Source organism: Pseudomonas sp. AB39(2026), from assembly GCF_059831485.1.
Map to the genome: position 1 here is coordinate 1,912,796 of NZ_CP195212.1, position 22,748 is coordinate 1,935,543.

Consider the following 22,748-nt stretch of genomic DNA (forward strand, 5'->3'; position numbering starts at 1 on the left):
AGATACCGGGGCCACGCTAAAGGCCCCGGCAGGTGTAGCCGATGTGCTGGGCAGTTACAGCTTGAACGTCGCGACCGTTCGGGTGAAGGAGACGGCCAGGCGTGACAGTTCCTGGCTAGAGGCATTGGTCTGGTTGGCGCCAGCAGCCGTTTGGGTAGAGAGGTCCTGGATATTGACCAGGTTGCGGTCCACTTCGCGGGCTACCTGCGCCTGCTCTTCGGCGGCACTGGCGATCACCAGGTTGCGCTCGTTGATCTGGCTGACCCCTTCGCTGATACGTTCCAGGGCAAAGCCTGCTTCGGTGGCCAGCGCCTGGGTGCTGTGGGCCATGGCCTGGCTCTTGGCCATGGATTGCACTGCTTCGTCCGCGCCGGAGCGAACTTGCGTAATCATGGTTTCGATTTCGCTGGTGGACGCTTGGGTACGGTGGGCCAGGGCGCGCACTTCATCGGCTACTACCGCAAAGCCTCGGCCCTGCTCGCCGGCCCGTGCCGCCTCGATAGCCGCGTTCAGGGCTAGCAGGTTGGTCTGCTCGGCGATACCGCGGATGACGTCCAGCACCTTAGTGATGTCGTGGATCTGGCCTGCCAGGGTCTCGACCCGCTGGGTGGAATGGGTAATGTCCGAGGTCATGGTGGTCATGGCACTAACCGCCTGCTGAACCTGCTGCTGGCCTTTGCTGGCCTCTGCAGCCGTCTCGCTGGAGACCTGTGACGTGCTCACGGCGTTGCGTGCTACTTCTTCTACTGCAGCGGTCATCTGATTGACCGCCGTGGCCGCCTGTTGAATCTCGTCATTCTGGCGGACCAGCCCACGCGTGCTGTCCTCTGTCACGGCGGTCAGTTCTTCAGCCGCGGAGGCCAGTTGATCGGAGGCGTCAGCGATCTGCTGTACGGTGGCCTTGAGGTTGCCTTGCATGTCCGAGAGTGCCGATAGCAACTGCCCGGTTTCGTCCTGGTTGCCTGAGGCGACGGCATGGGTAAGATCGCCTTGGGCGATGCGGCTGGCGCTTTCTACAGACTGGTACAACGGCCGGGTGATCATGCGGGTGACCAGCAAGCCCAAGCCCAATGCACACGCGGCTGCGATAATAGCGCCGATAATCAGCGCCAAGGTGACCTCATGGTTGGTGCTTGCACCGTTGCGTGCCACGTCACCGGCTTGCCGGGCATTGGAGTCGATCATGATTTTCAGTTCGCCGATAGCCTTGCGGTATAGCGGGTAGGCTGAGGTGTCTGCCAGCACGGCAGCTTGCTCGGCATTTCCGGCTTTGAGCAGAGCAAACACCTGCTCGGCCGCAGACACGTAGGCTGGCCAATCGTGCTCAAAGTCATTGCCCGCCGCACGTTCGTCATCTTCCAGCGGTGTAGCACGGTAGATTTTGAAGTCTTTCTCGGCGTCGGCCTGGTTGCCCCGGAAGGATGTGACAGCCGCCTCCAGTTCTTCGGCGGGTGCCTTTCTCAGCACCAGCGCCATGGCCTTGTACAGGTCCCGGTTGGTCGCAATGGCGTTGGCCTTGACGGAATCCGTCTTCTGGATCGACACCAGGTTATTGCTCACCGTGCCGTCCAGTAGTGCATAGATCCGTGCACTGCCCAATTGGCCCAATACGGCAACCCCAACGGTGATAACCGCGCACAACCCAAAGGAAAACAGCAGTTTAGGCTTTAGCTTCATGTTCTGAAAAAGGGACATTGGGGGGCCTCATGGCAAGGGATCGGGCTGCAGGCAGTGTGCCTGTGCATTGGCTCATCCCTTGCGTATCGGCTGGGCGACAGGAAGCTTGATGCTTATGCCCTGCAAAAGGCGCGTTTACCAGGCGGGTTTGAGGGGAGGGCGGTGGGGCTGCGCTGGCCCAGCCCCTCGCATCCATTTCCGTTATCGAGCTATCAATGGGAAAGCAGCTGCTGCAGCCGTGAAGCCAGCGCCTCTACCGCAAACGGCTTGGTTAGCACAGACATGCCAGGCTCCAGCTGGCCCTGGCTGAGCAAGGCATTTTCGGCATAGCCGGTGATAAACAGTACCTTCAGCCCAGCCCGGCGCACGCGGGCGGCATCTGCCAGTTGGCGACCGTTCAAGCCGCCGGGCAGGCCTACATCTGTGATCAACAGGTCGATACGTGTATTGGATTGCAGCACACGCAACCCGCCTACACTTTCCGTAGCTTCAATCACGGTATAGCCCAGGTCTTCCAATACATCGGTCACCAACAGGCGCACCGTGGGCTCATCCTCCACCACTAGCACGGTTTCACCTGCCTTGGCCTGGCCTAGCAAGTACGGATCGCTACCGCTATCTTCGGGCTCCAGCGCGCCCTTGTGCCGGGGCAGGTAGATGGTCACGGTAGTGCCCTGGCCTAGGGTTGAATGAATCCTGACCTGACCGTTGGACTGGTTGGCAAACCCGTAGATCATGGAGAGGCCCAGGCCGGTCCCCTGGCCGATAGGTTTGGTGGTGAAAAACGGATCGAAGGCCTTGGCGATAACCTCCGCAGACATACCCGTGCCGGTATCGGACACGCTTAATGCCAAGTACTGCCCCCGGCGCATCCCCTGCCGTGCAGCACCTTGTTCGTCAATGGTACGGTTTGCCGTCTCGATGGTGATTGAGCCGCCTTCCGGCATGGCATCCCGGGCATTGATACACAGGTTGAGCAGGGCATTCTCCAGTTGGGAGGGGTCCACCTGTACCAGCCACAGGTCAGCGGCGCCGACGACATGCAGCGGCACGCTGGGGCCTACCGTGCGCTGGATGAGGTCGCACATGCCATCGACCAATGCATTCACGTCGGTGGTTTTCGGGTCTAGCGTCTGCCGGCGCGAGAAGGCCAGCAACCGGTGCGTCAGCGCGGCTGCGCGTTTGGCCGCGCCTTGGGCGGCAGCCATGTACTTGTCGATGTCTTTGAGGCGCCCTTGGGCAAAGCGGGTGTTCATCAGCTCTAGGCTACCCATGATGCCCGCCAGCAGGTTGTTGAAGTCATGGGCGATACCGCCGGTAAGCTGGCCTACCGCTTCCATCTTCTGTGCCTGGCGCAGCTGCTCTTCGGAAAGCTGTAACCGTCGTGTACGTTCTTCTACCCGCTGCTCAAGCGTCTCGGCAAGGGCACGTAAGGCTTCGTTGGCCCGGTCTCGCTCTGCTTCCACGGCACGACGGTCTTCGATATCGACCAGCACACCTGGAAAGGTCTGAGGGCTGCCGTCCGGTGCCTGCGTGACGTAACCATTGCCCTCGATCCAGTAATAGCACCCATCGGTACGCCGCGTGCGGTACTGGTGGGCATAATTGCCGCCGCGTGCCAACGCTTCCTTTACTGCTTCGGAGAGGCCCTCCCGGTCATCGGGGTGCACCGTTTCCAAGATGCTGTCAGGTGAAATATGCTCATGGCCCAGATTGGGGTCCAGCCCGAAGGTGTGGATAAACGCTTCATCTACTGTGAAACGGTCGGCCTGGATATCCCAGAACCATGTTCCTACAACAGCACCTGCGGCTAAGGCCAGTTGCAAGCGGCGTGTATTTTCGCGAATAAGCGCTTCGGTTTTCTTGCGCTGGCTAATGTCCCTGAACAGAATGGATACCTGGCGTTTGCCAATCGGTTCCAGGCGGGTCGCTAATACTTCGATATCACGGCTGGCGGCTTCGAAATAGCGTTCCATGCGAAGGGGCTGGCCGGTTTCCCACACTTGCTTGTACAGATCGACCCAGCCTTGGGCCTCGGCCGGGGCGAACCCGCGGATGGTCTGCCCGATAATGCCGGTAATGCCCGTCTGGCGTTCGTAACCCAGGTTGGCGTCCACGTGCACGTAATCGCTTAATGGCCCTTCAGGGCCATCGATGAATTCAATGATGCAAAAGCCGTCGTCAATGGCATTGAACAGCGTTCTGTAGTGAGCATTGCTTGCGGTCTGGGTTTCCTGGGACTGGCGCAATAGACGTTCCGTGTCCTTCAGTGCCTTGCCAGCCAGGTGTTCAGCGGTGCGGTCACGGAAGATCTTCAAAAAGCCGATGTGCACCTTATGCTCATCCCGCAAAGGCATCATCTGGCCGGACGCCCAGAAGCGTTCGCCGGATTGGGTCAGGTGCCAACGCTCATCCGTGGCACGGCCATCACGCAGTGCCGTTTGCATCTCATAGGCTACCCGCCCAGCCGTGCGGTCCTCAGGTGTGAAAAAGCACGAGGCGTCCCGCCCGAGCATCTGCGTCGATGACCACCCCATGACCTGCTCGGCACCGGCATTCCAGGCAGTGATAGTGCCGTCCGTGTCTGTGACAACGATTGCAAACTCCACGGCGCTGTCGAAGGCAGCCAGTTTCCAGGCTTTGTCCTGAACCGACTGGTGGAGCGAACTTCGTAACTGAACCACTTCGGCTTCTAGGGCCTCGCGGGACAACAGGCTCAGATCACATTCAGTCAAATCGTTTACCTCTGCGTGGCACCATCGTCGCTGTACCGGGGGGCTACGTGCCAAAAACCGCCAGTGGGGCACTCAATTACTCAGACCGCTCGGCATGCGCAAGCAGTGCCGAGCCGTGGCAAGCATGAAACGCTTGAACAGTAAGATCGCAGATTGCCGTGAGAAGTCCATCAGTCGCAGGCCAGGCTGCAGAATGGGTGAAGTCCATCTGAATCTAGCGCTTCTGAAGCCAGTGGAGCTGCAAGGTGACTGCCAAAAGCGTATGACTTCCCAGGCGCTGGCCTTACCTACAACCTAAACCCCTGCTGAATCGCCTGCGCCAGCCGGTCTACCGCCTCCTCTTCCTGGGAGGCTGCACTGCGCATTAGCACAATGTCGTAGTCTGCAATAACGGGCAGCCCTTCCAGGATCTGCATGCGTTCGGTGACCCTGCCGCGGTCGATCACGCTAATGGCCAAGCCTGCCTCCACGCACGCCTTGACCGCTTGATTGGAAGTGCTTTCCAACACGATCCGGGAACGGCGCCCTGCCACTTTCAGCGCACCGATCATCGCCTGGCGGTAAGGGCACTGTACGGCATGCACAGCCAGCGGCAAGGGATCGCTACAGGCCAAAGCACTGTGGGCAGGGCCTACCCAGACTGGGGTGGTTGAGGTAAGTATCTGGGTAACAGGGCCTAGCTCCCCTTTGGGCTGGGCAATGACAGCAACCTGCAACGTCCCCCGCCCTACCCAGGCTTTCAGCGTGTCGCTTGGCGCAGTCTTGAGCTCTAGCACCACATTGGGCCAGGCAGCGGTAAAGGTGGGAAGAATATCCTGGATGACATGGGTGGCGTACTCATCAGGCACCCCTAAGGTAATACGCCCGACCAAGTGCGTGCCGTGAAGGTCGGCCAAGGCTTGGTCGTGCACCCGCAACAGGCTTGAGGTGGAGTTCAGCAGGCGCTTGCCCAGGGCAGTTAGTGAAATGGCTTGGTTATCACGATCAAGAAGCCGCCCGCCTGCTATCGCTTCAAGGCGTTGAATATGGACGCTGACGGCCGCCGGGCTTTTATGCAGCTGTTCAGCCGCTGCGCTGAATTTGCCAAGGCGTACTACCGCCTGAAAGGTGCGTAACAAGTCAATGTCGAGAATGGCGGCCATGCTTCAACCTTCGTGAACAACTCATACAGGATATTTTGATTTATTAGATTACGCGCATTCCTTAGCCTTGGGGAATGAGCCAGCCTATTTCCAGCCGCACCCAACCCTCGACCCGCCGCCCTTGGGGCCACAAGCTGCCGCTGCCCTTGTTGGAGGCCGCACTGCTGCTGGCCTGGAGTTCAGGGTTTATCGGTGCACGCTTTTCCATCGACTATGCTCCCGCGCTGCTGGTGGTGTTCTGGCGCTGTGTGGTGGTATGCCTACTGCTGCTTCCCTTTGTTTACAAGGCGCTGCGAACCACGCCGTTTGGGGTGCTGCTGCGAAACTCCGGGATCGGCCTGCTGGCCATGGCCGGTTACATGATAGGCGTAACACAGGGTATCCAGCAGGGCGTACCGGCTGGGCTGACCGCTTTATGCGCCGACCTGCTCCCCTTGGGCATGGCACTGCTGGGCGCGGTGTTTTTCGGCATGCGGTTGGCGCGGCAGGTGTGGCTGGGGTTGGTGGTGGGGCTGATAGGCGTGCTATGGGTGACCCATGGCGCATTGGGCCTAGGCAATGCTCCGCTGTGGGCCTATGGGTTACCCATTGCCGGCATGCTGTCGCTGGCGGTCGCAACGCTGTGGCAGAAACGGGCCGGCACCTCCTCTTCCATGGGCGTGCTACCCAACCTATGGCTGCAGTGTTTCGTCTCAAGCTTCGTGTTCGCCGCCATTGAGCTTACCCAAGGCAGCCTGGCGCCGGTGCCCACCACAGGCTTTGCCCTAAGCGTGCTATGGACCGCCGGTTTCTCCACGTTCGGCGGCTATGGGCTGTATTGGGTGTGCCTGCGCCGAAGCAGCGCTACCCGTGTTTCCAGCGTGCTTTACCTTAGCCCACCGATCACCCTGGCCTGGGCCTGGGCCATGTTTGGCGAGCCTTTGTCCTGGCAGATGGTGGCGGGAATGGCGGTATCCATACTCGGTATCGGGTGGGTAGTGCGGGCAGAGGCCAACGGTCGTACGTGAGATAGAACAATGGCCTAGCACGACCTCCTTGGCAGTCTTCGCCAAGATGCCCAAAATCACAGGGTGGCAGCGCAGTCATATGCAGCGGGCACGGCTGTCTGGCCCTGACCACTGCATAGGTATCACGAAGGTTAGCCGAGTTTTTCAGCACCCTTTTTTGCCCACTCCGGTGCTCTATCGGAGTTTTCAACGTTCTTCGTATACGCCCCCAGCAAGGCTTGATTAGGTGAGGTGGGCAAGCCCTTAAGGCTCTCCACATTGTTTTTCATAACATCGCCCACACCCCCTGCGGCGCCTTTCAACGCCCCACCCACCCCAGGCTCGCCGTCTGCAATGCCGCCTGTTACCGCCGAAAAGCCAGGGATCGCCCAGGTTTTGTCGGCTACTTTATCCATCGCGCCCCTGAACCCGCCTTTGTCGGCGTGTTCATTCTGAGCGGGTTCCTCAACTTCGTTTTTATTCAGCGACAATGGAGGGATCTTGCCGAAATCGATAACGCCGCTGCCGCTCTTTTGCGGGGTTTGGGGTGGGGTAGGCAAGCCGGAGGTAAGCGGTTGACCCGTAAGTGGTTGAATAGAGGGTGAGCCAGGCGGGGTAATGGGAGGAAGGGCCATGCAAAATGCTCCTATGGAATCAGATAGCACATGCTTGCCTAGCCAAATGCGTGGGCAAGCACGTGCGGGTAAGAACCCCAGGCAAGGGATTCGCAACTCGGGCGTCTCGGGCTTTAGGTGGCACCAAGGGCCAAGTCGGTTCCAAAGGGCGTTGCAACGGCACCCGTCAAACCTGCCGTTATTTAGGCAGCATGCTGGCGATCAGCTTATCCGTTGTGCCTTCCTGCTCGGCAAAACGGAAAGGCTTGACGCTTTCAACCAGGATTTCACCCGATGATGGCTGCTCGGCGAGCAACGGCTGCGCTCACTGGCCTGCGTTGCCCTGCCGACTCTAGGCAAGGCGACAATCAGTGCAGCAAACCTGCGGCCTTGACCAGCTTCAGGCCCCACTCCACGCGCTCTGGAATGGTGTGAACCAGTTGAGCGCGGTCTTCGCCGAGTACAGCTCGAAGCTGGTGAGGCGCAAATACCAGGTCAACGAACTGACGGGCGAGCGCGTCAGCCTCTGCAGGCTGGTCCGGCCCGGCCTCAATGGCAGCGAGCACGCGTGAAAACCCGCCTTCCCAGCCCATGCGATTCACTTCAGCGGCCAATGCAGGCGCGCGGTTCGCGGTCGCGATCACCAGGCGCATCATCGCCAAGGTGCCCGGCTGCAGCGCGTGTTCAAGCATACCCTGCCCCACATGCCGCAGCCGCCCTTCCAAGGCCAGTGCGGGGATGGCTTCGGCGGGCACCAGCAAGGTCACCACATGGCGCTGAACCACGGCTTCAAACAGCGCTTCCTTGTTGGCGTACCGGGCATAGAGGGTGGCTTTGCTCGCGCCTGCAGCACGAGCGATGTCCTCGCACGAGGCGCCTTCGAAACCGGATGAAAGAAAGCACTGAAGCGCGGCATCCAGCAACCGGCGCTCTACCTCGCCCGCCTGGCTTTGCCGGGGCCTGCCGCCTTTGGATTTGGGCTTGGTCAACGTCATGGTCGGCAACTTACAACCGGCTTGCGCAATCGTCAACTAAACGCTACCGTTCAGTTATTCACTTTTGACGACAGGCGGTCTCTACGCCTGTTCACCCTGAGCAAGAGGGCGCTTCTTGGACCACGTTAACGCTTCACCTGTTGTGGTGGCTGGTGCCACAGGCGATTTGGGCCGCCGCCTGGTGCGGGCGCTTATGGAACACGGCGCTCGGGTGACCGCCCTGGTTCGGCCAGGCACCACCCCAGCACGGCTGGCCGGCCTTGAAGCCCCTGGTTGCACCATCGCTACGGTGTCGCTGGATGACACCCGCAGGCTAGAAACTGTTCTCGCTGGCGCGGGCTGCGTGGTGTCCGCCTTGAACGGGCTGGAACCCGTCATCATCGAGCAGCAGGGGCGGCTACTGGAGGCCGCCCTAGCAGCGGGCGTGCCCAGGTTCATTCCCTCCGATTACTGCCTCGACTACACCCGCACCCGGCCTGGCGATAACCGCAACATGGACCTGCGCCGACAGTTCGCCAGCCGGCTCGATGCCACCACCCTAAAGGCCACTTCCATCCTCAACGGCGGGTTCCTGGAGCTGCTGGAAGGGGATGCGCCCCTCGTGCTGCCAGGGCGCCGTGTGCTGTGTTTCGGCGACCCGTACCAGCCGCTGAACTTCACCGCCAAGAACGATGTGGCGGCGTTTACCGCGGCAGCCGCACTGGACCCCCAAGCCCCGCGCACCCTGCGCATTGCCGGCAACAGCCTGTCCCCTGTGCAGATTGCAGACACCCTGACCGAGCTGACAGGCAAGCCCTACCGCACCTTGCGCCCTGGATCTATAGGCGTGCTGTCGACCCTTATCGGTGTGACGCGCGCGTTGACGCCAGCCACCGACAACCCCTTCCCTGCCTGGCAGGGCATGCAGTACCTGCGAGACATGATGAGTGGCCGCGGCACGCTGCTCACAGTGGATAATGACCGCTATGGCCACCGTGAATGGGCCTCTGCCCGTGACACATTGGCCCGTACCTATGCGCCAGGAGCACAGTGATGGCCCACCTTATCGAACCCTTCCCCCTGCATATCCCTCAAGCACACCTGGATGACCTGGCCCAGCGCCTGGCCCAAGTGCGTTGGCCGGCACCGGAGACCGTGTCCGACAATAGCCAGGGGCCACGCCTCCACCGTATCCAGGCGTTGGTCGAGCGCTGGCGCAGCGGCTATGACTGGCGAACAACCGAGGCCCAGCTCAACCACTGGAACAGCAGCCGTACCGAAATCGATGGCCTGGGCATTCACTTTCTGCACATACGCTCGCCCCATGCTGACGCCCTGCCACTGCTGCTGACCCATGGGTGGCCAGGCTCCATTCTTGAGTTCAGGGCCATGGTCGGGCCGCTCACGGACCCAACGGCCCATGGTGGCCAAGCCAGCGATGCGTTTCACTTGGTAATTCCGGCGTTGCCGGGGTTTGGTTTCAGTGACAAGCCACGTACACCGGGTTGGGGTGTCGGTAGAACGGCTGCCGCCTGGGTACAGTTAATGGACCGCCTGGGGTATGGCGAGCGCTGGGCGGCCCAAGGTGGGGACTGGGGCGCCGCCGTCACCACGGCCATTGGGCACCTGAGCCCGCCGGGCCTGGTTGGCATTCACTTGAACATGGTGATGTACCGCCCCACTGCAGAAGAAATGGCACAGGCCACACCAGAAGAGGCGCGTATGCTCGCCGATGCCCAGCGCTACGAGCGTGAGCTCAGCGGCTATATGAAAGTGCAAAGCACCCGGCCGCAGTCTATCGGCTTTGCCCTGGCAGACTCCCCCGTTGGCCTGGCTGCCTGGGTGTACGCGTTATTCCAGGATGCCTCCGACAGCCAAGGCGAGCCTGAACGTGTCATTGACCTTGATGCCTTGATCGACGACATCATGCTGTACTGGCTGCCCAATGCGGGCCCTAGCTCGGTTCGCTTCTATTGGGAGGCCATGGGCGAAATGCAACAGCAGGGCCCCGGCCCGGCGCTGGCCTTACCTGTGGGTATCAGCATGTTCCCCGGTGAGCTGCTTCGCCTGTCACGGCGCTGGGCGCAGGCGCGTTTCTACAACCTTCAATTCTTTGCCGAAGCCGAACACGGCGGGCATTTTGCCGCCATGGAAAACCCCCTGGTGTTGACCGAGCACGTACGTGAAACCTTCCGCAACGTGCGTTGATAGTGCTCTGTTAGGGGACACGCTGGGGCCTGTTGTGATTGATTGGTGTGGCCATTCCGGGCCGCACCCTCACGGCAGGGCCCAATCCCTTATGCAAACGCCCATTTTTCTTGCCTGTAACCCACCCAACTACTACCCTTTCAAGCTTCACCCGGCCAGCCGCTCGCCTTGTCCGCCCTCCACGAGCGCCTCATGCCCGCCGCTGTTCAACCCGTGACCTGAAGCCCCTCAATGACCGCCTCGTTGCCCTTGCTGTTGCGCCGTTTGCTACGCCCCTTGCTTGACCCCTATCGCCGCTTCCGCCACGCCCGCTTGATCCATGCACTGCGCGTGTCCGTAGGGCTGATAGCGACCATTCTGCTGACCACCGGCATCCACTTGCCACATGGGGAGTGGGCGTCGGTGACCATGCTGATCGTGATCGGGGGGCTGCAGCACCATGGCAACATTCGCCGCAAGGCCACCGAACGCGCTTATGGCACGCTGATTGGCGCGGTCATCGGGCTGGCGATCGTCGCCCAGCAAAGCTACCTGGGCTGGTCGCTGCTGACCTACGTGCTGATGTCCACGGCCTGTGGCTTTTTCGCGTACCACGCCATCGGCAAAGGGGGCTATACCGCGTTGCTGTCGGCCATCACCGTGTTCATCGTGGCCGGCCACGGTGACAACCCCATGTCTGATGGCCTGTGGCGCACGGTAGATATCCTGATCGGCAACGTGCTGGCCTTGGCGTTCTCTTTCGCCTTGCCGCTGTATGCGGTGTATTCCTGGCGTTACAACCTGGCCAGCACGCTGCGCGAGTGTGCCGCGGTGCACGGCCGGATCGTTGCCGGCGATGCAGTGACCAGCGATGCGCACCTCAAACGCATGCGTACGCTCAGCGCGTCCCTGGTGCAACTACGCGGCCTGATGGCATCGGTGTCCAAGGAAGTGCATATTTCCCAGACCGAACTGGACGCCCTGCAACGCAACCTGCGCCTGTGCATTTCCTTCCTTGAGATTCTGGCTGACACCCGCCCCCCTGCCGATGATAAAGCCGCCATGGCCGCGCTGCGCAGTTCCCTGGCCGCCGAACACCGCTTTATCCGGCGGCAGTTGGTGGGCATGGCCCGTGCCCTGCGAGACGGCAACAGCGGGCGGCTGCTGCGTGGCACGGACCGCCTCGCTGGCCAGCCGACCGAGGCGTTGCCCTACCCTGCGCTGGATGGCTACCGTGCGATGACACAGCAGTTGGCCGCAAACGTAGATGACATGCGCCAACGCCTGGCCAAGACGGCACCCCGCTGGAATTTTTCACATTCGGTTCAAGTTGCGCCTGATTGAAAACGCAGTACAGATGCACCCGAATACGTCGCCTGCGGTGTGCAATTCGCTGGCCTGAGCGTAACTAAGCGTTTGGTAAACCAAGCTGTTCCACGATCTCACTGGCCGCTAGCACGGTGGCGTATTCACCGTTCAGTATGGCCAGCGTCAGGTCATACACGGTTTCAGCGCTCCAGGCCTTTCCCTGGGCGCCCGTGACGGGCACTGCGGTGGTGGCATCGGCAGGCAGAAGAATGTCGTACCCGAGTGCCTTCCCAGCCCGAACGGTGGCGTCCATGCTGTTGTGAATCACCACCCCGGTGAGCACGAAACGCCTGGCGCCCAGTGTTTTTAACGCCGCGTCCAGCTCCGTGCCGATAAACGCGCAATTTTGCTGTTTGACGATGACCACCTCGCCCTCAACAGGTGCTACCTGCGCCTTGATACCGTTCCAGGGGCCGTGCACGTAGTAGCTTGATGTCACCGTCGGCTCGTCATGCTTCACATGCAGCACTGGCCAGCCACTGGCTCGCCAGAGGCCCAGCAGCCGCTGGATGACAGCCAGGTACCCAGGGTTGTTCTTGCCGTCCCAGTTGGGGCGGTCAATGGCTTCCTGAACATCAAGGACAATCAGCGGAACGGGGGCGCAGTGGGGTGTCATAGGGGTTATCCTGGTTTCCAGTACCGCGAACGTACTACACGCAGCACCTATTTCGCAGCCGCCATCTCCTGAACCAACATCTGCACCAACGCTGCCGCCGGCAGCGCCCTGGCCAACGGCGCGCCCTGCCCGGCCCACTGCGCTGCAAAGCTCTGGTTACCCTTGGCACTGGCCGCGGCGTGCAACGCCTTGGCGGCGTCGTAGGCCAAGGGGTACTCGGCAGGTTCGGGTATGCCCGGTGCGTGGCCTTCCAGGTACAGGCGGTTGACGATACCCCGCGCCGCCCGCCCGGACAGGTAGCGGGTGACCCGTGTGGCGTAAGCCTGGTCGCTGCAGAGCGCCGCCCGGTGTGCCGGGGTGGCGCAGGACTCCGGGCATAGAATGAACGCTGTGCCCAACTGGGCGCCGGCGGCACCGAGTGCCATGGCTGCACGAATACCGGCACCGTCCATGATGCCGCCCGCTGCGATCACTGGGAGGTCGACCTGCGAGACCACTGTGCGCAGCAGTGCAAACAGCCCCAGTTGGTGGTCCTGCCCTGGCCTGTCGTCGAACACACCGCGGTGGCCACCGGCCTCGTACCCTTGGGCCACAATGGCCTGAACACCGGCCTGCTCCAGTTGACGGGCTTCCTGCAGGGTGGTGGCGCACCCTAAGGTATAGATACCTGCAGCCTTCAGCTCTTCAACCCACGCGTCAACCGGTACGCCAAAGTGAAAACTGACCACGCTAGGGCGCTCCTCCAGCAGCATGTCCAGCATGGCCCGGTCGGCGAGGAAGCTGGTATAGATTTCCTGCAGGGCACATGGCGGTGTAGCGCCCAGCTCAGCGAACAGGCCTCCGAGGTACTTCAACCAGGCTTCATTCCTGGCCCCATTAAGCACAGCGGGCCGATGACAGAACACATTGGCATTGAAAGGCCGATTGGTGAGCGCGCGTGTCTGCCGAATGAGGTCACGCCCCTGCGCAGGGGTGCTGGCACCCAGGCCAATGGCGCCCAGGGCGCCGGCATTGGAGACTTCAGCCGCCAGCCTGGGTGTGGACACGCCTACCATGGGCGCCTGGAGGATGGGGCGTTGAATACCCAGCCGGGCAAAGGGTTCGTGAACGTCCATCAATTGGCCTCCCTTACAGTGCTATCAAACAATGTCAGTCACGCCAGCGCTTCGGCCGGGCCGAAAAATTCGTAGTGGGTTTGCGCCGCTGGCACCCCAAGCCCTTGAAGGGTTCGCTTCATGAACGCCATGAAGGGCGTAGGCCCCAGGAAGTAGGCGTCCAGGTCCCGGTTGCAGGGCAGCCAGGCCTGAAGGTGCTCGGCGCTAGGGTAACCCACCGCATCAGGTGCCTGTTCGGGCGCATGGCAGGCCTGGGCATGGACCACGTGACTGCGGAACTGTGGGTAGGCCTCACCCCAGGCTTGTAGCATGCCCTGGAACCCTTGTACCTGTGCATTGCGGGCGTAGTGAATGAACACCACCGGGCGGCCGCCGTGATCAAGGGCCGCCTGGGCCATGGCCAGCGTGGGGGTAATGCCAACCCCGCCACTGATGAGCACCAAAGGTTTAGGGCTGTGAGTGAGGGTGAAGTGGCCCGAGGGCGGAAACAGGTCTACCTGGGTGCCCTCCACCACACAGTCGTGCAGGTAGTTGGACGCTACACCGCCAGGTTCGCGCTTTACGCTGATGCGGTAGGTGGTGCCGTCGGCAGCAGCGCTCAATGAATAATTACGCCGTATGTCCTGGCCGTTAACCATCAGCCGAAGCCCGATATATTGCCCTGGCAGGTGGCGGATCACAGGCTTCCCGTCGGTCGGCGCCAGGTAGAACGAGGTGATCTCGCGGCTTTCCACGACCCGGCGCAGCACGGTGAACACCCTGGCCCCTCGCCATCCCCCTGGGGCCATGGCGATTGCCTCATAACGGCTGGCCTCAGCAGCCATCAGCAGGTCTGCCAATTGCTGATACGCCGCTGCCCAGGCGTCGATTACCGCTTGAGTGGCCACCTCAGGCCCCAGCACCTCACCCATGGCTTGAAGCAGGCAGCGCCCAACGATCGGGTAATGCTCCGGCAGAATCTGCAGGGCCACATGCTTGTTGACGATTTGCCCCGCCAGCGGCCCGAGGTTTTCCAGGTGATCGATATGGCGGGCATACCTTAATACAGCATTGGCCAGCGCCCGTGGCTGGGCGCCATTGGCCTGGTGCGCCTGGTTGAACAAGGGCCTGACTTCAGGGTGGCCGTCCAGCATCAGCCGGTAGAAATGCGTGGTCAGCGCCTCGCCTCCTGCTTCTAATAGCGGAACGGTGGCTTTGACAATGTGGCGCTGGGCGTCGGTCAACATGGGGTAGCTCCGATAAATGACTACAGGGGCATGAGCAAGGGGTATGCCAGCGCGAGAGCCCTTGAAACACGGCCTCCAACCCCGTAAAAAGTCTTTTTAACCCAGGTCAAAAAGACTTCATCTATGCCACATCAGGTCCTATCGACTCAGCAGGTCAACGCTTTTCATGCCTTGTTGCCTTTGCTAAGTGACCTCAGTGCAGACGTAGCGCCAAGCACCCGTTACCGTCGCGTGCTAGACGCTTTGGGCGAGCTGGTGCCTTCAGATGCCGTGGCGCTGCTGCGGCTCGACGGCGACGTACTGGTGCCAGTGGCAGCGTATGGGTTGGCTGAAGATGCCCTGGCCCGGCGCTACCCCGTGCGCAACCATCCCCGATTGCAGGCGATCGTGGACAGCCCAAGTGCGGTGCTGTTCGAGGCGGGTTGCGAACTGCCCGACCCTTACGACGGGCTGATCGGCTCAAGCCCGCTGCCCGTTCACGACTGCATGGGGTGCGCGCTCAGGATCAACGACCAGGTGTGGGGTGCCCTGACTCTGGATGCATTGAACGTGGGGCAGTTTTCCGATATCGATTTGCAGGTGGTAGACACCTTCGCCACCTTTGCCGCCGCTACCGTGGTGGCGGCCTCCCAGTTCGAAGCCCTTGCGCAAAAGGTAGAAGGTGAGCGCCAGCGCGCAGAGGCCTACCGCCTGGCCGCCCACCGCCCTGCCCCGGCGATGATTGGCAACAGCCCCAGTTTCACGCAATTGCTGGCCGAAATCGACCTGGTGGCGCCCAGCGACCTGACTGTGTTGATTACCGGCGAAACCGGTGTGGGAAAAGAGCTCGTGGCGCGGCGGTTGCATGAGCAATCCACGCGCGCCGACCGGCCTATGGTGAGCGTCAACTGTGCGGCCCTGCCCGAGCACTTGGTGGAAAGCGAACTGTTCGGGCACGTGAAGGGCGCGTTCTCGGGCGCCATCGAACACCGCCTGGGCAAGTTCGAAATGGCCAACGGTGGCACCCTGTTCCTGGACGAAGTGGGTGAGTTACCCCTAGCGGTGCAGGCCAAGTTGTTGAGGGTGTTGCAGGATGGGCAACTGCAACGAGTAGGCTCGGACAAGCCCCACCGGGTGGATATTCGCCTGATCGCCGCCACCAACAGGTTACTGGCCGATGAAGTCCGTGAAGGGCGTTTCCGCGCAGATGTGTACCACCGGCTAAGCGCTTATCCGCTTCGGGTGCCTTCGTTGCGAGAGCGCCAGGGCGATATTCTGTTGCTGGCCGGGGCGTTTGCCGAAGAAAACCGTTGGCGCATGGGGCTGCCTGCCCTGCGCCTGGCCCCTGAAGTTCACAGTGCCCTGCTTCACTACGCCTGGCCGGGTAATGTTCGAGAGTTGGAATACCTGATTGCCCGAGCGGTATTGAAAGCTAAAAGGCGCGCTACTCAGGCAGGCCGCAAGGGCGTGCTATCCCTGCTGCTGGAGGACATAGACCTGCCTGCCCCACCGCCTCCTATGCAAGCACCGTCCGCGGGGGATAGCGGGGAGGAGGCACCTGCCTACCTGGATTTCAGCGCAGCCGTGGAGGCCTACAAGCGGCAATTGCTGGAGCAGGCCTTGGCGCAGCACGGGGGCAATGTGTCTGCGGCTGCACGAAGCCTGGGGCTTGACCGTGCCAACCTGGCGCGGCTGGCCGCCCGCCTGGGCATTGGGAAGGGTTAATCGCGGTAAGCGCGGGTGGCGAAATACACAATGGCCGCGCCCGCTGTTACCACCAGAGCGTCTTCAACCAGGCCGCTGCGGGTCTGGCCCACTTGTGTGATGGCCTTCTTGCGGGCAGCCAAGGAAAGGTAAGCCAAGGGAACCGCCGTGGCCACTGCAGCCACTGCACCTGCGTTTTCCTTGCCCTGCGGAGCTAGGGCAGCACCCGCAATCCCGGCACTGGCCACCCGTGCTGACAGCCCCAGGAACACGGTCCGGTCCGGGGCGGACTTCATCTTGTCGCCCAATAGCTCGCCGATGCCCATGGCCAGCGCCCCGTACTTGAACAAGGGGCGGTCCAGCAGCAGCAGGCGGCCTGGGGTAACGTGCCCCGCCAGCCGTGTGGCGGCGATGGCTGCCATGGGCGTCATGGACCGGCAACTGGCCACGGCGCCAATCAATAGTGAGGAGAGCAGGCTACTGAGGGGCATTGGTTTCAGTCCTTGTGCGCGGTGTGGGTACTGATAAGAGTGGCTTTAAAACAGAAGGGTTCAGTGGACCACGCCGGGCATGTGCTGATCCTCCAACCTAAGTCTCCTCCTCGTACCCGCACTTTGCTGCACCTACTATGACAACACCCCTGCGCTGCGCTATGCCATGGTGTGCTGTGCCTTTAGCTTATCCAATTGTTTAATCAACGCAGCCGCTTGTGTTTGATTCTGTTGAGGCTGTAGAGAACTCTTGATTTGAGAAATAAACTGAGCAGCATCATCGAGTTCCAGTTTATCGAATTGGCCTACCAGTTCATTGGCAAGTGTCAGTTTCAATGCGGCCTCTTCGTCCGTCATCTCGTTCATAAGCCTCAATACGGAATTCCCATGCGCGCTGGGTAGCTTCATGTCAGGTATCTGACGAATCAAAGAAAAGCCGTGCATTTTCTCGGCAGCGGTGATCGATCTCGCCATTTTGGCAAATTGGTTCCCTGCTTCATTTTCTATAGGCTCCGCCTGTCTTACAGCCGAGAACTTATCATGCACCTCAGTCATGACGTCATTCATTTCGGCCAACTGGGCAGCCAGCTGCTTTAGTTGATCTGTATCTTTTCCTTTTGCGGAGGCTCCCAGAGTATCAGCGTGTACCTTGACCGCCTGGCTGACATGGCCAAGCCCAGCGCCACGCGTACCTGCAGGCAAGTAGCCTACGCCATAATCGAACAAGCCTTTAATCAGCGCCTTTCCGGTCTCGGGGTGATTGGCAATAATGTTGCTCGACGCTTGGTACAAGTGTTCGAGGTGCGGGAGGTGTTCCGGATCTTCCTCACGCTTGAGGCCATGCTTCAAAAACTCAGTAGCAACAGCCATCTTGTCGTGATTGTTGGCACTTGGCAGGTGTTTTATGACACTGTCTAAGGCAGTAAGGCTTTTCCCCCGCCGCAAAGCGGACCAGGCCTTTATCGCCTCGTCTGGTACTTCAGACCTCAACCCAGGGTTTGAGCGCAAGGCAGCACTAGTTTGTCTGAGCGGGATGCGGTCAGGCGTTGTAGGAAGGTGCTCAACAATGGCGTCAAATATTTCTTGGGGGACATTTTCAAGATTTCTCCCAGCCGTGTGCGCTGTTGTACTCTTACTCGCCGGAATGGCGCCGGCCTCAGGGAACCGAGACGCTATGAGCGGGTTGACCCTGGGTTTCGGAGCTTGAGCATTAGGTCTGGGAAGCAGTGAAGGGTTATGTTGCACCGGAGCCGGTGAGCTAGGGCGAGCAGGGATCGCCTCATGGCCATCACTAATAGGCGTGTTTATCACACTAGCAGGCGACGATGCGCCTGATCGAATAACGGTCATGGTAACGGGCCTGTGATACGAATAAATAACGTATCCCTGAGTGGCCCCCAAGCGCGCTCGGTTCCACCTGGCGCGCGGGGCCCGTTGCGCAGGCCCCGCCCTTACCGCACGGTTACACCTTGAAATGCCCGACCAACGCTTGCAGGTTGCCGCCCAGGCGCGCCAGTTCAGCACTGGACAAGGCCGTCTGCTGGCTGGCAGTCGCGGTCTGCTCCGACACATCACGCACGTTCACGATGCTACGGCTGATCTCTTCAGCAACAGCGCTTTGCTGTTCAGCCGCCGTGGCGATTTGCTGGTTCATGGCCTGAATGTTGGACACCGTACGGGTGATGTTCTCCAGTGAGCCACCAGCACGCCGGGTCAGCTCCACGCTGCTGTCGGTCAAGGCCTGGCTGCTCAGCATCACGTCCACCACTCGCTTGGTGCCGTTCTGCAAGCCCGCCACCAGGCCTTCGATTTCTTCGGTGGATTTCTGCGTACGCTGGGCCAAGCCGCGTACCTCATCAGCCACCACAGCGAAACCGCGCCCAGCTTCACCGGCGCGCGCCGCTTCGATGGCAGCGTTAAGCGCCAACAGGTTGGTCTGCTCGGCCACCGCCTTGATCACGTCCATCACGCTGCCGATCTTGTTACTTTCGGCCTGCAGGTTGGTCATGGCGTCCATGGAACCGCGCACCTCCTCGGCCAGGCGCTCAATGCGTGCAATGGCTTCACCCACCACCTTGTCGCCCGCTTGGGCTTCGTGGTCAGCCACCACGGCTGCCTCGGAGGCTTGCTCGGCACTGCGTGCCACTTCCTGCACCGTGGCGGTCATTTCGTGCATGGCCGTGGCTACCTGGTCGGTTTCGGCCCGCTGGGTATTGGCGCCTGCACTGGTCTGCTCGGTCACGGCGGACAGTTCCTCGGCCGCGCTGGCGATCTGGGTAACCCCGTCGCGAATGCCGGTGATCAACTGGCGCAGTGTAGCGCCCATGCGCTGGATGCCCTGCTGCAATACGCCCAGTTCGTCCCGGCGTGTCACCGTCATGGTGCTGCCAAGGTCACCCGCGGCGATGCGTTCCACCGCAGCAAGGGTCTGCTGCAGCGGTTTGGTGATCTGGCGCGTGATCAGCCAGGCGGCCAAAGCGCCCAGTATCAGCGCCAGCAACGCGGCGCTTACCTGAACCACGCGTGCGTGCTGGCTCTCCTGGTCGCGGCGGTCGATCTGCAACTGGTACAGCTCATCGCTGAGGCGTTGAATGCCGTTGCCTTGGTCAGTCATTTCAGCGCGGGCGCTGTTGATATTAACGGTATCGGCCTTGAAGTCGGCCAGCGCGCGACGGTAAGCCGCCAGGCTGGTGCTCAATTCATCGAAACGGGCCGGGTCACCCGACAGCGCGCCCTGCAAGGCAGGTACGGCGGCAATGGTAGCGTCGATCTGTGAGAAGGCTGTGGCTTCGTTCTCAGCGTTAATGGTGTGCACGTACCCCCGGATGTCGTAACGGGTCGCCTGGAACTGCTCGCGCACCTGGGTGATGGCCTGGAACCGTGCCATTGCCGCCGCATCGTCGCTCGACTGCGCGGCTGTCTTGCCCAGGCTGGCGATTTGGGCCGTAACCGTGTCTTCCCAGGTATGCAGGGCTTTTCGGTGCGCAATGCTGGACGTGTACGCATCACGCATGTGCGCCAAGGACACCTGGTAGCCCTTGAGGTATTGGTTCTGCTCTTCCAGGCGCTTCACGTTCTCTGGGCTTTTGAACGAGACCAGCAGCTTCTGCTGCTGCACCATAGCTGCGTCCAGCTTTACCTTAACGACCTGCGCAGCGGCGTCATCGCCGTCGGCGACCATGTATTGCAGGCGTGAAATACGCAGGTTGGTGAGGGCGCTATTCAATTGCGAAATGTCACTCATCCAGTTACTGCGCTGGATCAGGCCTTCCAGGCTATTCCAGCCCGTGAGCGCCAGCAGGGCTGTTAACACCAGCACCACGGCAAAACCCAAGCATAGCTTGGCGGTCACACTGATGTTTTCAAACCAGGTTTTCATGCATTCCTCCAAAATTTGACTCGCCCTGCCATGCAAGCCGGGTGTACCGGAGGGCTTCAGGGTGCTGGGCGTGCGTATTCAACCTTTGGCTATCGACCGCTGTGCGCATTTCTTGACTACGCGCGTACATTTGGTAGGTCGTTCGCAACGGGAGTGGGCATAAAGGCGGTTCAAGGGTATGTTCGCCCTCATACTAGGCAGTGCCCTGCTTTCTAGCGCCAGGCACTGTAAACGTCTTAAGGAAACCGTCATGTCCAACCTGGAAATACTTGCCGTGCTGGTCAACGTGCTCGGCGTATGGCTGACCGCCCGGCGCACCCCATGGTGCTGGCCGGTCAATGTGATTGCCGTGCTGCTGTATGTGTGGATTTTCTACGACGTAAAGCTTTACTCGGACATGCTGCTGCAGGTCGTGTTCGTGTTCATGCAGGGCTATGGCTGGTGGCAATGGCGAGCGGGCCGAATGGACGAAGGCCGTGTACACGTGGATCGGCTACCACTACAGGTCGCCGTGGTCAGCCTGGTGGTGGGCGGGCTGCTGGCGCTGTTGCTGGGCGCTGGCATGGCCCATTTCACGGATGCCGAGGTGCCTTGGCTAGATGCCACATTGACCGCCTACAGCCTGGTTGCCAGTTACTGGGCGGCTCGAAGGTACATTGCCAGCTGGTGGCTATGGATCGCCTTGGATCTGGTGTATACCGGGCTGTACTACTATAAGGCGCTGCCGCTGACAGCGGCCTTGTACGCCGGTTTTATCATATTGGCCGTGTATGGGCTGAGGGCATGGCAACACAGCGTGGCAGCCCGCTCCACGCCAGCGCTGCCATGACGCACGTTGCCAACACACAGTTGGCGCTCACGGCTACAACACGTTCAGCTCAAAGGGCTGCATCTGTGCCCTGAACTGATGGGAAGCAAACGGCACCTGTACCTTCTGTTGCTGCGCCTTCTGCCATACGTCCAAGGCCGTGGTGCGAGCGCTATCCAGTGCCTGCCCCTTAGGCTGCAAAGTGCGCATCACCGCATAGGTGGCACACAGCATCACCGTCAAATGGGCGGGGTCCTTGGTGGGTGCAGCAAAGCGGGCATTGGACACATTACCGGCCTTGGACACATCCAGGGTCATGTCCACCTGTGCCCCGTCACGCTCAAGCCGCTGCCGTACCCTGGTGCCCTTTTTCAACGTCTTGGTCTCGCCAAAGCTGACCGAGCGGCAGTCCGCTTCCTCCTGAATGTATTTCTTGACGCCCGCCTGTAGCGCCGCTGGCGTGATACCCAGGCTGGCTTGTGGTTTGGGGTCGGGCTTTTTGGCCGCTTCAGCAGGCAACAGGGGCAAGGCAAGCAGGCACATCAGGATCAAGCGGCGGCTCATGGTAAGGCTCCTTGGAAAGCAACGGAGCATGCTACCTCAACCATGAGCCAAACCGTGACCAAGCCTTAGGCGATCTTGAAGAACGCGACTTTGTCGGTGAGCTGGTCTGCCAATTTAGCCAGCGCCTGGCTGGAGGCCGCGACTTCCTTGGAGCCCGACGCCGATTGCAGGGTGGAGCCGTGGATACGGGTGATGTTCTGGGCCACTTCCTCCGCCACGGCGGTCTGTTGCGAGGAGGCACTGGCGATCTGGGCGTTCATGTCATTAATGGCCCCAACTTCCACACTGATCTTGTCCAGTGCCTGTTGGGACTGACGGGTTTGCTCGACCGACCGCTCGGCCAGCTCACAGCTGTGGCGCATGGCCTTGGCTGCGCTCTGCGTGCCTTCCTGCAGCACACTGATCATGTCACGAATTTCCTGAGTAGACAGTTGCGTGCGGTTGGCCAGGGACCGCACTTCGTCAGCCACCACTGCAAAGCCTCGGCCATGCTCACCAGCACGGGCCGCTTCAATGGCCGCGTTAAGCGCCAGCAGGTTGGTTTGTGCCGCAATGGAGTTGATCACCTCGATCACGGTCTCGATGCGCGCGCTGTCAGTGGTTACCCGCTCCATGGTGGAGGTGGTCTGCTCCAGAATCTGCGCCAGTTCACCGATGGCCACTGCGCTGGCGGCTACCATCTGGTTGCCCCCTTCTACCTGAGTGTCGGCCTGGCGCGTGGCGCTGGCCGCCTGTACGGCATACCCCGAGACCTCATGGGTAGTGGTCGCCATCTGTGTGATGGCGGCCGCAATCTGCTGGGCTTCGGAGGTTTGCAGGCTGATCTGCTCGTTGTTGCTCGACGACGCCGTTTGAAGCTGTGCGGACGACTGGCTGAGCTGCGAGGCCGCGAGGCGTACCTGGCCAATGGTACCGCGCAGGTTGGCCAAGGCCTTGCCTAGCACGTCCATCACGCTATCAGGGTAACGAGTGGTAATGGTCTGGTTAAGGTCGCCGTCAGCCAACCGGCGAATGGCGTGTGCCACGTCCGCAGGCTCTGCACCCAGGGTCCGTTTCACGTAGCGAATGATCAACGTGGACAGCACAATGCTCAATAAGAGGGCTACGCCTGTGACCACCAGCATCAGCCAGCTGAACTGCCCTGCTGTCTGCTGCACATCACTCAGGTGGCCATGAATGGAAG

Annotated in this window: 19 protein-coding genes and 2 pseudogenes; 6 read left to right on the plus strand and 15 right to left on the minus strand. The window is 60.9% G+C overall.

The annotated features are described in order from the left end of the window. Positions 1-54 precede the first annotated feature (54 nt). The 4 genes and pseudogenes from ACSAMW_RS08530 to ACSAMW_RS08545 all read right to left on the minus strand — a co-directional run bounded on the left by ACSAMW_RS08530 (position 55) and on the right by ACSAMW_RS08545 (position 5,554). Positions 55-918: a methyl-accepting chemotaxis protein gene (locus ACSAMW_RS08530; RefSeq protein ID WP_500594004.1), complete on the minus strand. Its 864-nt coding sequence runs from the start codon at positions 916-918 to the stop codon at positions 55-57. After that, positions 913-1,695: pseudogene (locus ACSAMW_RS08535) on the minus strand (MCP four helix bundle domain-containing protein); the annotation flags it as partial. The gene ACSAMW_RS08530 and the pseudogene ACSAMW_RS08535, both read right to left, overlap by 6 nt. Positions 1,696-1,889: 194 nt before the next feature. Beyond that, positions 1,890-4,412 (minus strand): PAS domain S-box protein, encoded by a 2,523-nt coding sequence (locus ACSAMW_RS08540; protein ID WP_500593541.1) that lies wholly within the window; start codon positions 4,410-4,412, stop codon positions 1,890-1,892. A gap of 287 nt (positions 4,413-4,699) precedes the next feature. Then, positions 4,700-5,554, minus strand: coding sequence for a LysR family transcriptional regulator (locus ACSAMW_RS08545; protein ID WP_500593542.1), 855 nt, complete (start codon positions 5,552-5,554; stop codon positions 4,700-4,702). A 74-nt stretch (positions 5,555-5,628) separates the two neighbouring features. On the opposite strand from ACSAMW_RS08545, the gene ACSAMW_RS08550 reads away from it, so the two are divergent. Further along, positions 5,629-6,561, plus strand: a complete 933-nt coding sequence (locus tag ACSAMW_RS08550) for a DMT family transporter (RefSeq protein WP_500593543.1) — start codon at positions 5,629-5,631, stop codon at positions 6,559-6,561. A 131-nt stretch (positions 6,562-6,692) separates the two neighbouring features. On the opposite strand, the gene ACSAMW_RS08555 is transcribed toward ACSAMW_RS08550, so the two are convergent. Continuing rightward, on the minus strand, positions 6,693-7,175 hold the full coding sequence (locus tag ACSAMW_RS08555; protein ID WP_500593544.1) for a hypothetical protein: 483 nt from the start codon (positions 7,173-7,175) through the stop codon (positions 6,693-6,695). 347 nt (positions 7,176-7,522) lie between these two features. Continuing rightward, a complete protein-coding gene (locus ACSAMW_RS08560) occupies positions 7,523-8,149 on the minus strand; it encodes a TetR/AcrR family transcriptional regulator (protein WP_500593545.1) in 627 nt (208 codons plus the stop codon). A gap of 115 nt (positions 8,150-8,264) precedes the next feature. On the opposite strand from ACSAMW_RS08560, the gene ACSAMW_RS08565 reads away from it, so the two are divergent. The 3 genes from ACSAMW_RS08565 (at position 8,265) to ACSAMW_RS08575 (ending at position 11,659) form a co-directional block, all read left to right on the plus strand. Further along, the gene (locus ACSAMW_RS08565) at positions 8,265-9,182 is read left to right on the plus strand and encodes an NmrA family NAD(P)-binding protein (RefSeq protein ID WP_500593546.1); all 918 of its coding nucleotides are present in this window, start codon (positions 8,265-8,267) and stop codon (positions 9,180-9,182) included. Then, positions 9,182-10,336, plus strand: coding sequence for an epoxide hydrolase family protein (locus tag ACSAMW_RS08570; RefSeq protein ID WP_500593547.1), 1,155 nt, complete (start codon positions 9,182-9,184; stop codon positions 10,334-10,336). Before ACSAMW_RS08565 ends, ACSAMW_RS08570 begins: the two co-directional genes overlap by 1 nt. 231 nt (positions 10,337-10,567) lie before the next feature. Beyond that, positions 10,568-11,659: an FUSC family protein gene (locus tag ACSAMW_RS08575; protein ID WP_500593548.1), complete on the plus strand. Its 1,092-nt coding sequence runs from the start codon at positions 10,568-10,570 to the stop codon at positions 11,657-11,659. Positions 11,660-11,723: 64 nt separating this feature from the next. Here ACSAMW_RS08575 and ACSAMW_RS08580 read toward each other — a convergent pair whose 3' ends face one another. Genes ACSAMW_RS08580 through hmpA form a run of 3 tightly spaced genes read right to left on the minus strand, consistent with a single transcriptional unit; the run spans position 11,724 to position 14,640 of the window. Beyond that, on the minus strand, positions 11,724-12,299 hold the full coding sequence (locus tag ACSAMW_RS08580) for an isochorismatase family protein (protein ID WP_500593549.1): 576 nt from the start codon (positions 12,297-12,299) through the stop codon (positions 11,724-11,726). 47 nt (positions 12,300-12,346) lie between these two features. Beyond that, entirely contained in the window at positions 12,347-13,414 is a 1,068-nt protein-coding gene (locus ACSAMW_RS08585) for an NAD(P)H-dependent flavin oxidoreductase (RefSeq protein ID WP_500593550.1), read from the minus strand. A gap of 38 nt (positions 13,415-13,452) precedes the next feature. Beyond that, the gene (hmpA, locus tag ACSAMW_RS08590; RefSeq protein ID WP_500593551.1) at positions 13,453-14,640 is read right to left on the minus strand and encodes an NO-inducible flavohemoprotein; all 1,188 of its coding nucleotides are present in this window, start codon (positions 14,638-14,640) and stop codon (positions 13,453-13,455) included. Between the two features lie 123 nt (positions 14,641-14,763). Here hmpA and norR point away from each other — a divergent pair, with 123 nt between their 5' ends. Continuing rightward, entirely contained in the window at positions 14,764-16,344 is a 1,581-nt protein-coding gene (norR, locus tag ACSAMW_RS08595) for a nitric oxide reductase transcriptional regulator NorR (RefSeq protein WP_500593552.1), read from the plus strand. Here norR and ACSAMW_RS08600 read toward each other — a convergent pair. The 4 genes and pseudogenes from ACSAMW_RS08600 to ACSAMW_RS08615 form a co-directional block, all read right to left on the minus strand. Further along, the gene (locus ACSAMW_RS08600) at positions 16,341-16,814 is read right to left on the minus strand and encodes a hypothetical protein (protein ID WP_500593553.1); all 474 of its coding nucleotides are present in this window, start codon (positions 16,812-16,814) and stop codon (positions 16,341-16,343) included. The two genes, norR and ACSAMW_RS08600, sit on opposite strands and share 4 nt — an antisense overlap. 159 nt (positions 16,815-16,973) lie before the next feature. Continuing rightward, on the minus strand, positions 16,974-18,164 hold the full coding sequence (locus ACSAMW_RS08605) for a hypothetical protein (RefSeq protein ID WP_500593554.1): 1,191 nt from the start codon (positions 18,162-18,164) through the stop codon (positions 16,974-16,976). A 112-nt stretch (positions 18,165-18,276) separates the two neighbouring features. Continuing rightward, positions 18,277-19,140: a methyl-accepting chemotaxis protein gene (locus ACSAMW_RS08610; RefSeq protein ID WP_500594005.1), complete on the minus strand. Its 864-nt coding sequence runs from the start codon at positions 19,138-19,140 to the stop codon at positions 18,277-18,279. Further along, positions 19,132-20,193 (minus strand): annotated as a pseudogene (locus ACSAMW_RS08615) (methyl-accepting chemotaxis protein); the annotation flags it as partial. The gene ACSAMW_RS08610 and the pseudogene ACSAMW_RS08615, both read right to left, overlap by 9 nt. 250 nt (positions 20,194-20,443) lie before the next feature. Here ACSAMW_RS08615 and pnuC point away from each other — a divergent pair. Next, on the plus strand, positions 20,444-21,022 hold the full coding sequence (gene pnuC / locus ACSAMW_RS08620; RefSeq protein WP_500593555.1) for a nicotinamide riboside transporter PnuC: 579 nt from the start codon (positions 20,444-20,446) through the stop codon (positions 21,020-21,022). A gap of 33 nt (positions 21,023-21,055) precedes the next feature. On the opposite strand, the gene ACSAMW_RS08625 is transcribed toward pnuC, so the two are convergent. Together ACSAMW_RS08625 and ACSAMW_RS08630 are read right to left on the minus strand one after the other, a co-directional pair. After that, on the minus strand, positions 21,056-21,565 hold the full coding sequence (locus ACSAMW_RS08625) for a hypothetical protein (protein ID WP_500593556.1): 510 nt from the start codon (positions 21,563-21,565) through the stop codon (positions 21,056-21,058). Positions 21,566-21,630: 65 nt separating this feature from the next. Beyond that, positions 21,631-22,689, minus strand: coding sequence for a methyl-accepting chemotaxis protein (locus ACSAMW_RS08630; protein ID WP_500594006.1), 1,059 nt, complete (start codon positions 22,687-22,689; stop codon positions 21,631-21,633). Positions 22,690-22,748: the final 59 nt, after the last annotated feature.

Coding starts and splice junctions, on each gene's coding strand:
- ACSAMW_RS08610 (WP_500594005.1), bottom strand. CDS start 19,140: ATGGGCGCTACACTGCGCCAGTTGATCACCGGCATTCGCGACGGGGTT.
- ACSAMW_RS08545 (WP_500593542.1), bottom strand. CDS start 5,554: ATGGCCGCCATTCTCGACATTGACTTGTTACGCACCTTTCAGGCGGTA.
- ACSAMW_RS08550 (WP_500593543.1), top strand. CDS start 5,629: ATGAGCCAGCCTATTTCCAGCCGCACCCAACCCTCGACCCGCCGCCCT.
- ACSAMW_RS08575 (WP_500593548.1), top strand. CDS start 10,568: ATGACCGCCTCGTTGCCCTTGCTGTTGCGCCGTTTGCTACGCCCCTTG.
- hmpA (WP_500593551.1), bottom strand. CDS start 14,640: ATGTTGACCGACGCCCAGCGCCACATTGTCAAAGCCACCGTTCCGCTA.
- ACSAMW_RS08530 (WP_500594004.1), bottom strand. CDS start 918: ATGCAAGGCAACCTCAAGGCCACCGTACAGCAGATCGCTGACGCCTCC.
- norR (WP_500593552.1), top strand. CDS start 14,764: ATGCCACATCAGGTCCTATCGACTCAGCAGGTCAACGCTTTTCATGCC.
- ACSAMW_RS08560 (WP_500593545.1), bottom strand. CDS start 8,149: ATGACGTTGACCAAGCCCAAATCCAAAGGCGGCAGGCCCCGGCAAAGC.
- ACSAMW_RS08625 (WP_500593556.1), bottom strand. CDS start 21,565: ATGAGCCGCCGCTTGATCCTGATGTGCCTGCTTGCCTTGCCCCTGTTG.
- ACSAMW_RS08630 (WP_500594006.1), bottom strand. CDS start 22,689: ATGCTGGTGGTCACAGGCGTAGCCCTCTTATTGAGCATTGTGCTGTCC.
- ACSAMW_RS08585 (WP_500593550.1), bottom strand. CDS start 13,414: ATGGACGTTCACGAACCCTTTGCCCGGCTGGGTATTCAACGCCCCATC.
- ACSAMW_RS08600 (WP_500593553.1), bottom strand. CDS start 16,814: ATGCCCCTCAGTAGCCTGCTCTCCTCACTATTGATTGGCGCCGTGGCC.
- ACSAMW_RS08555 (WP_500593544.1), bottom strand. CDS start 7,175: ATGGCCCTTCCTCCCATTACCCCGCCTGGCTCACCCTCTATTCAACCA.
- ACSAMW_RS08580 (WP_500593549.1), bottom strand. CDS start 12,299: ATGACACCCCACTGCGCCCCCGTTCCGCTGATTGTCCTTGATGTTCAG.
- ACSAMW_RS08605 (WP_500593554.1), bottom strand. CDS start 18,164: ATGACCGTTATTCGATCAGGCGCATCGTCGCCTGCTAGTGTGATAAAC.
- ACSAMW_RS08570 (WP_500593547.1), top strand. CDS start 9,182: ATGGCCCACCTTATCGAACCCTTCCCCCTGCATATCCCTCAAGCACAC.
- pnuC (WP_500593555.1), top strand. CDS start 20,444: ATGTCCAACCTGGAAATACTTGCCGTGCTGGTCAACGTGCTCGGCGTA.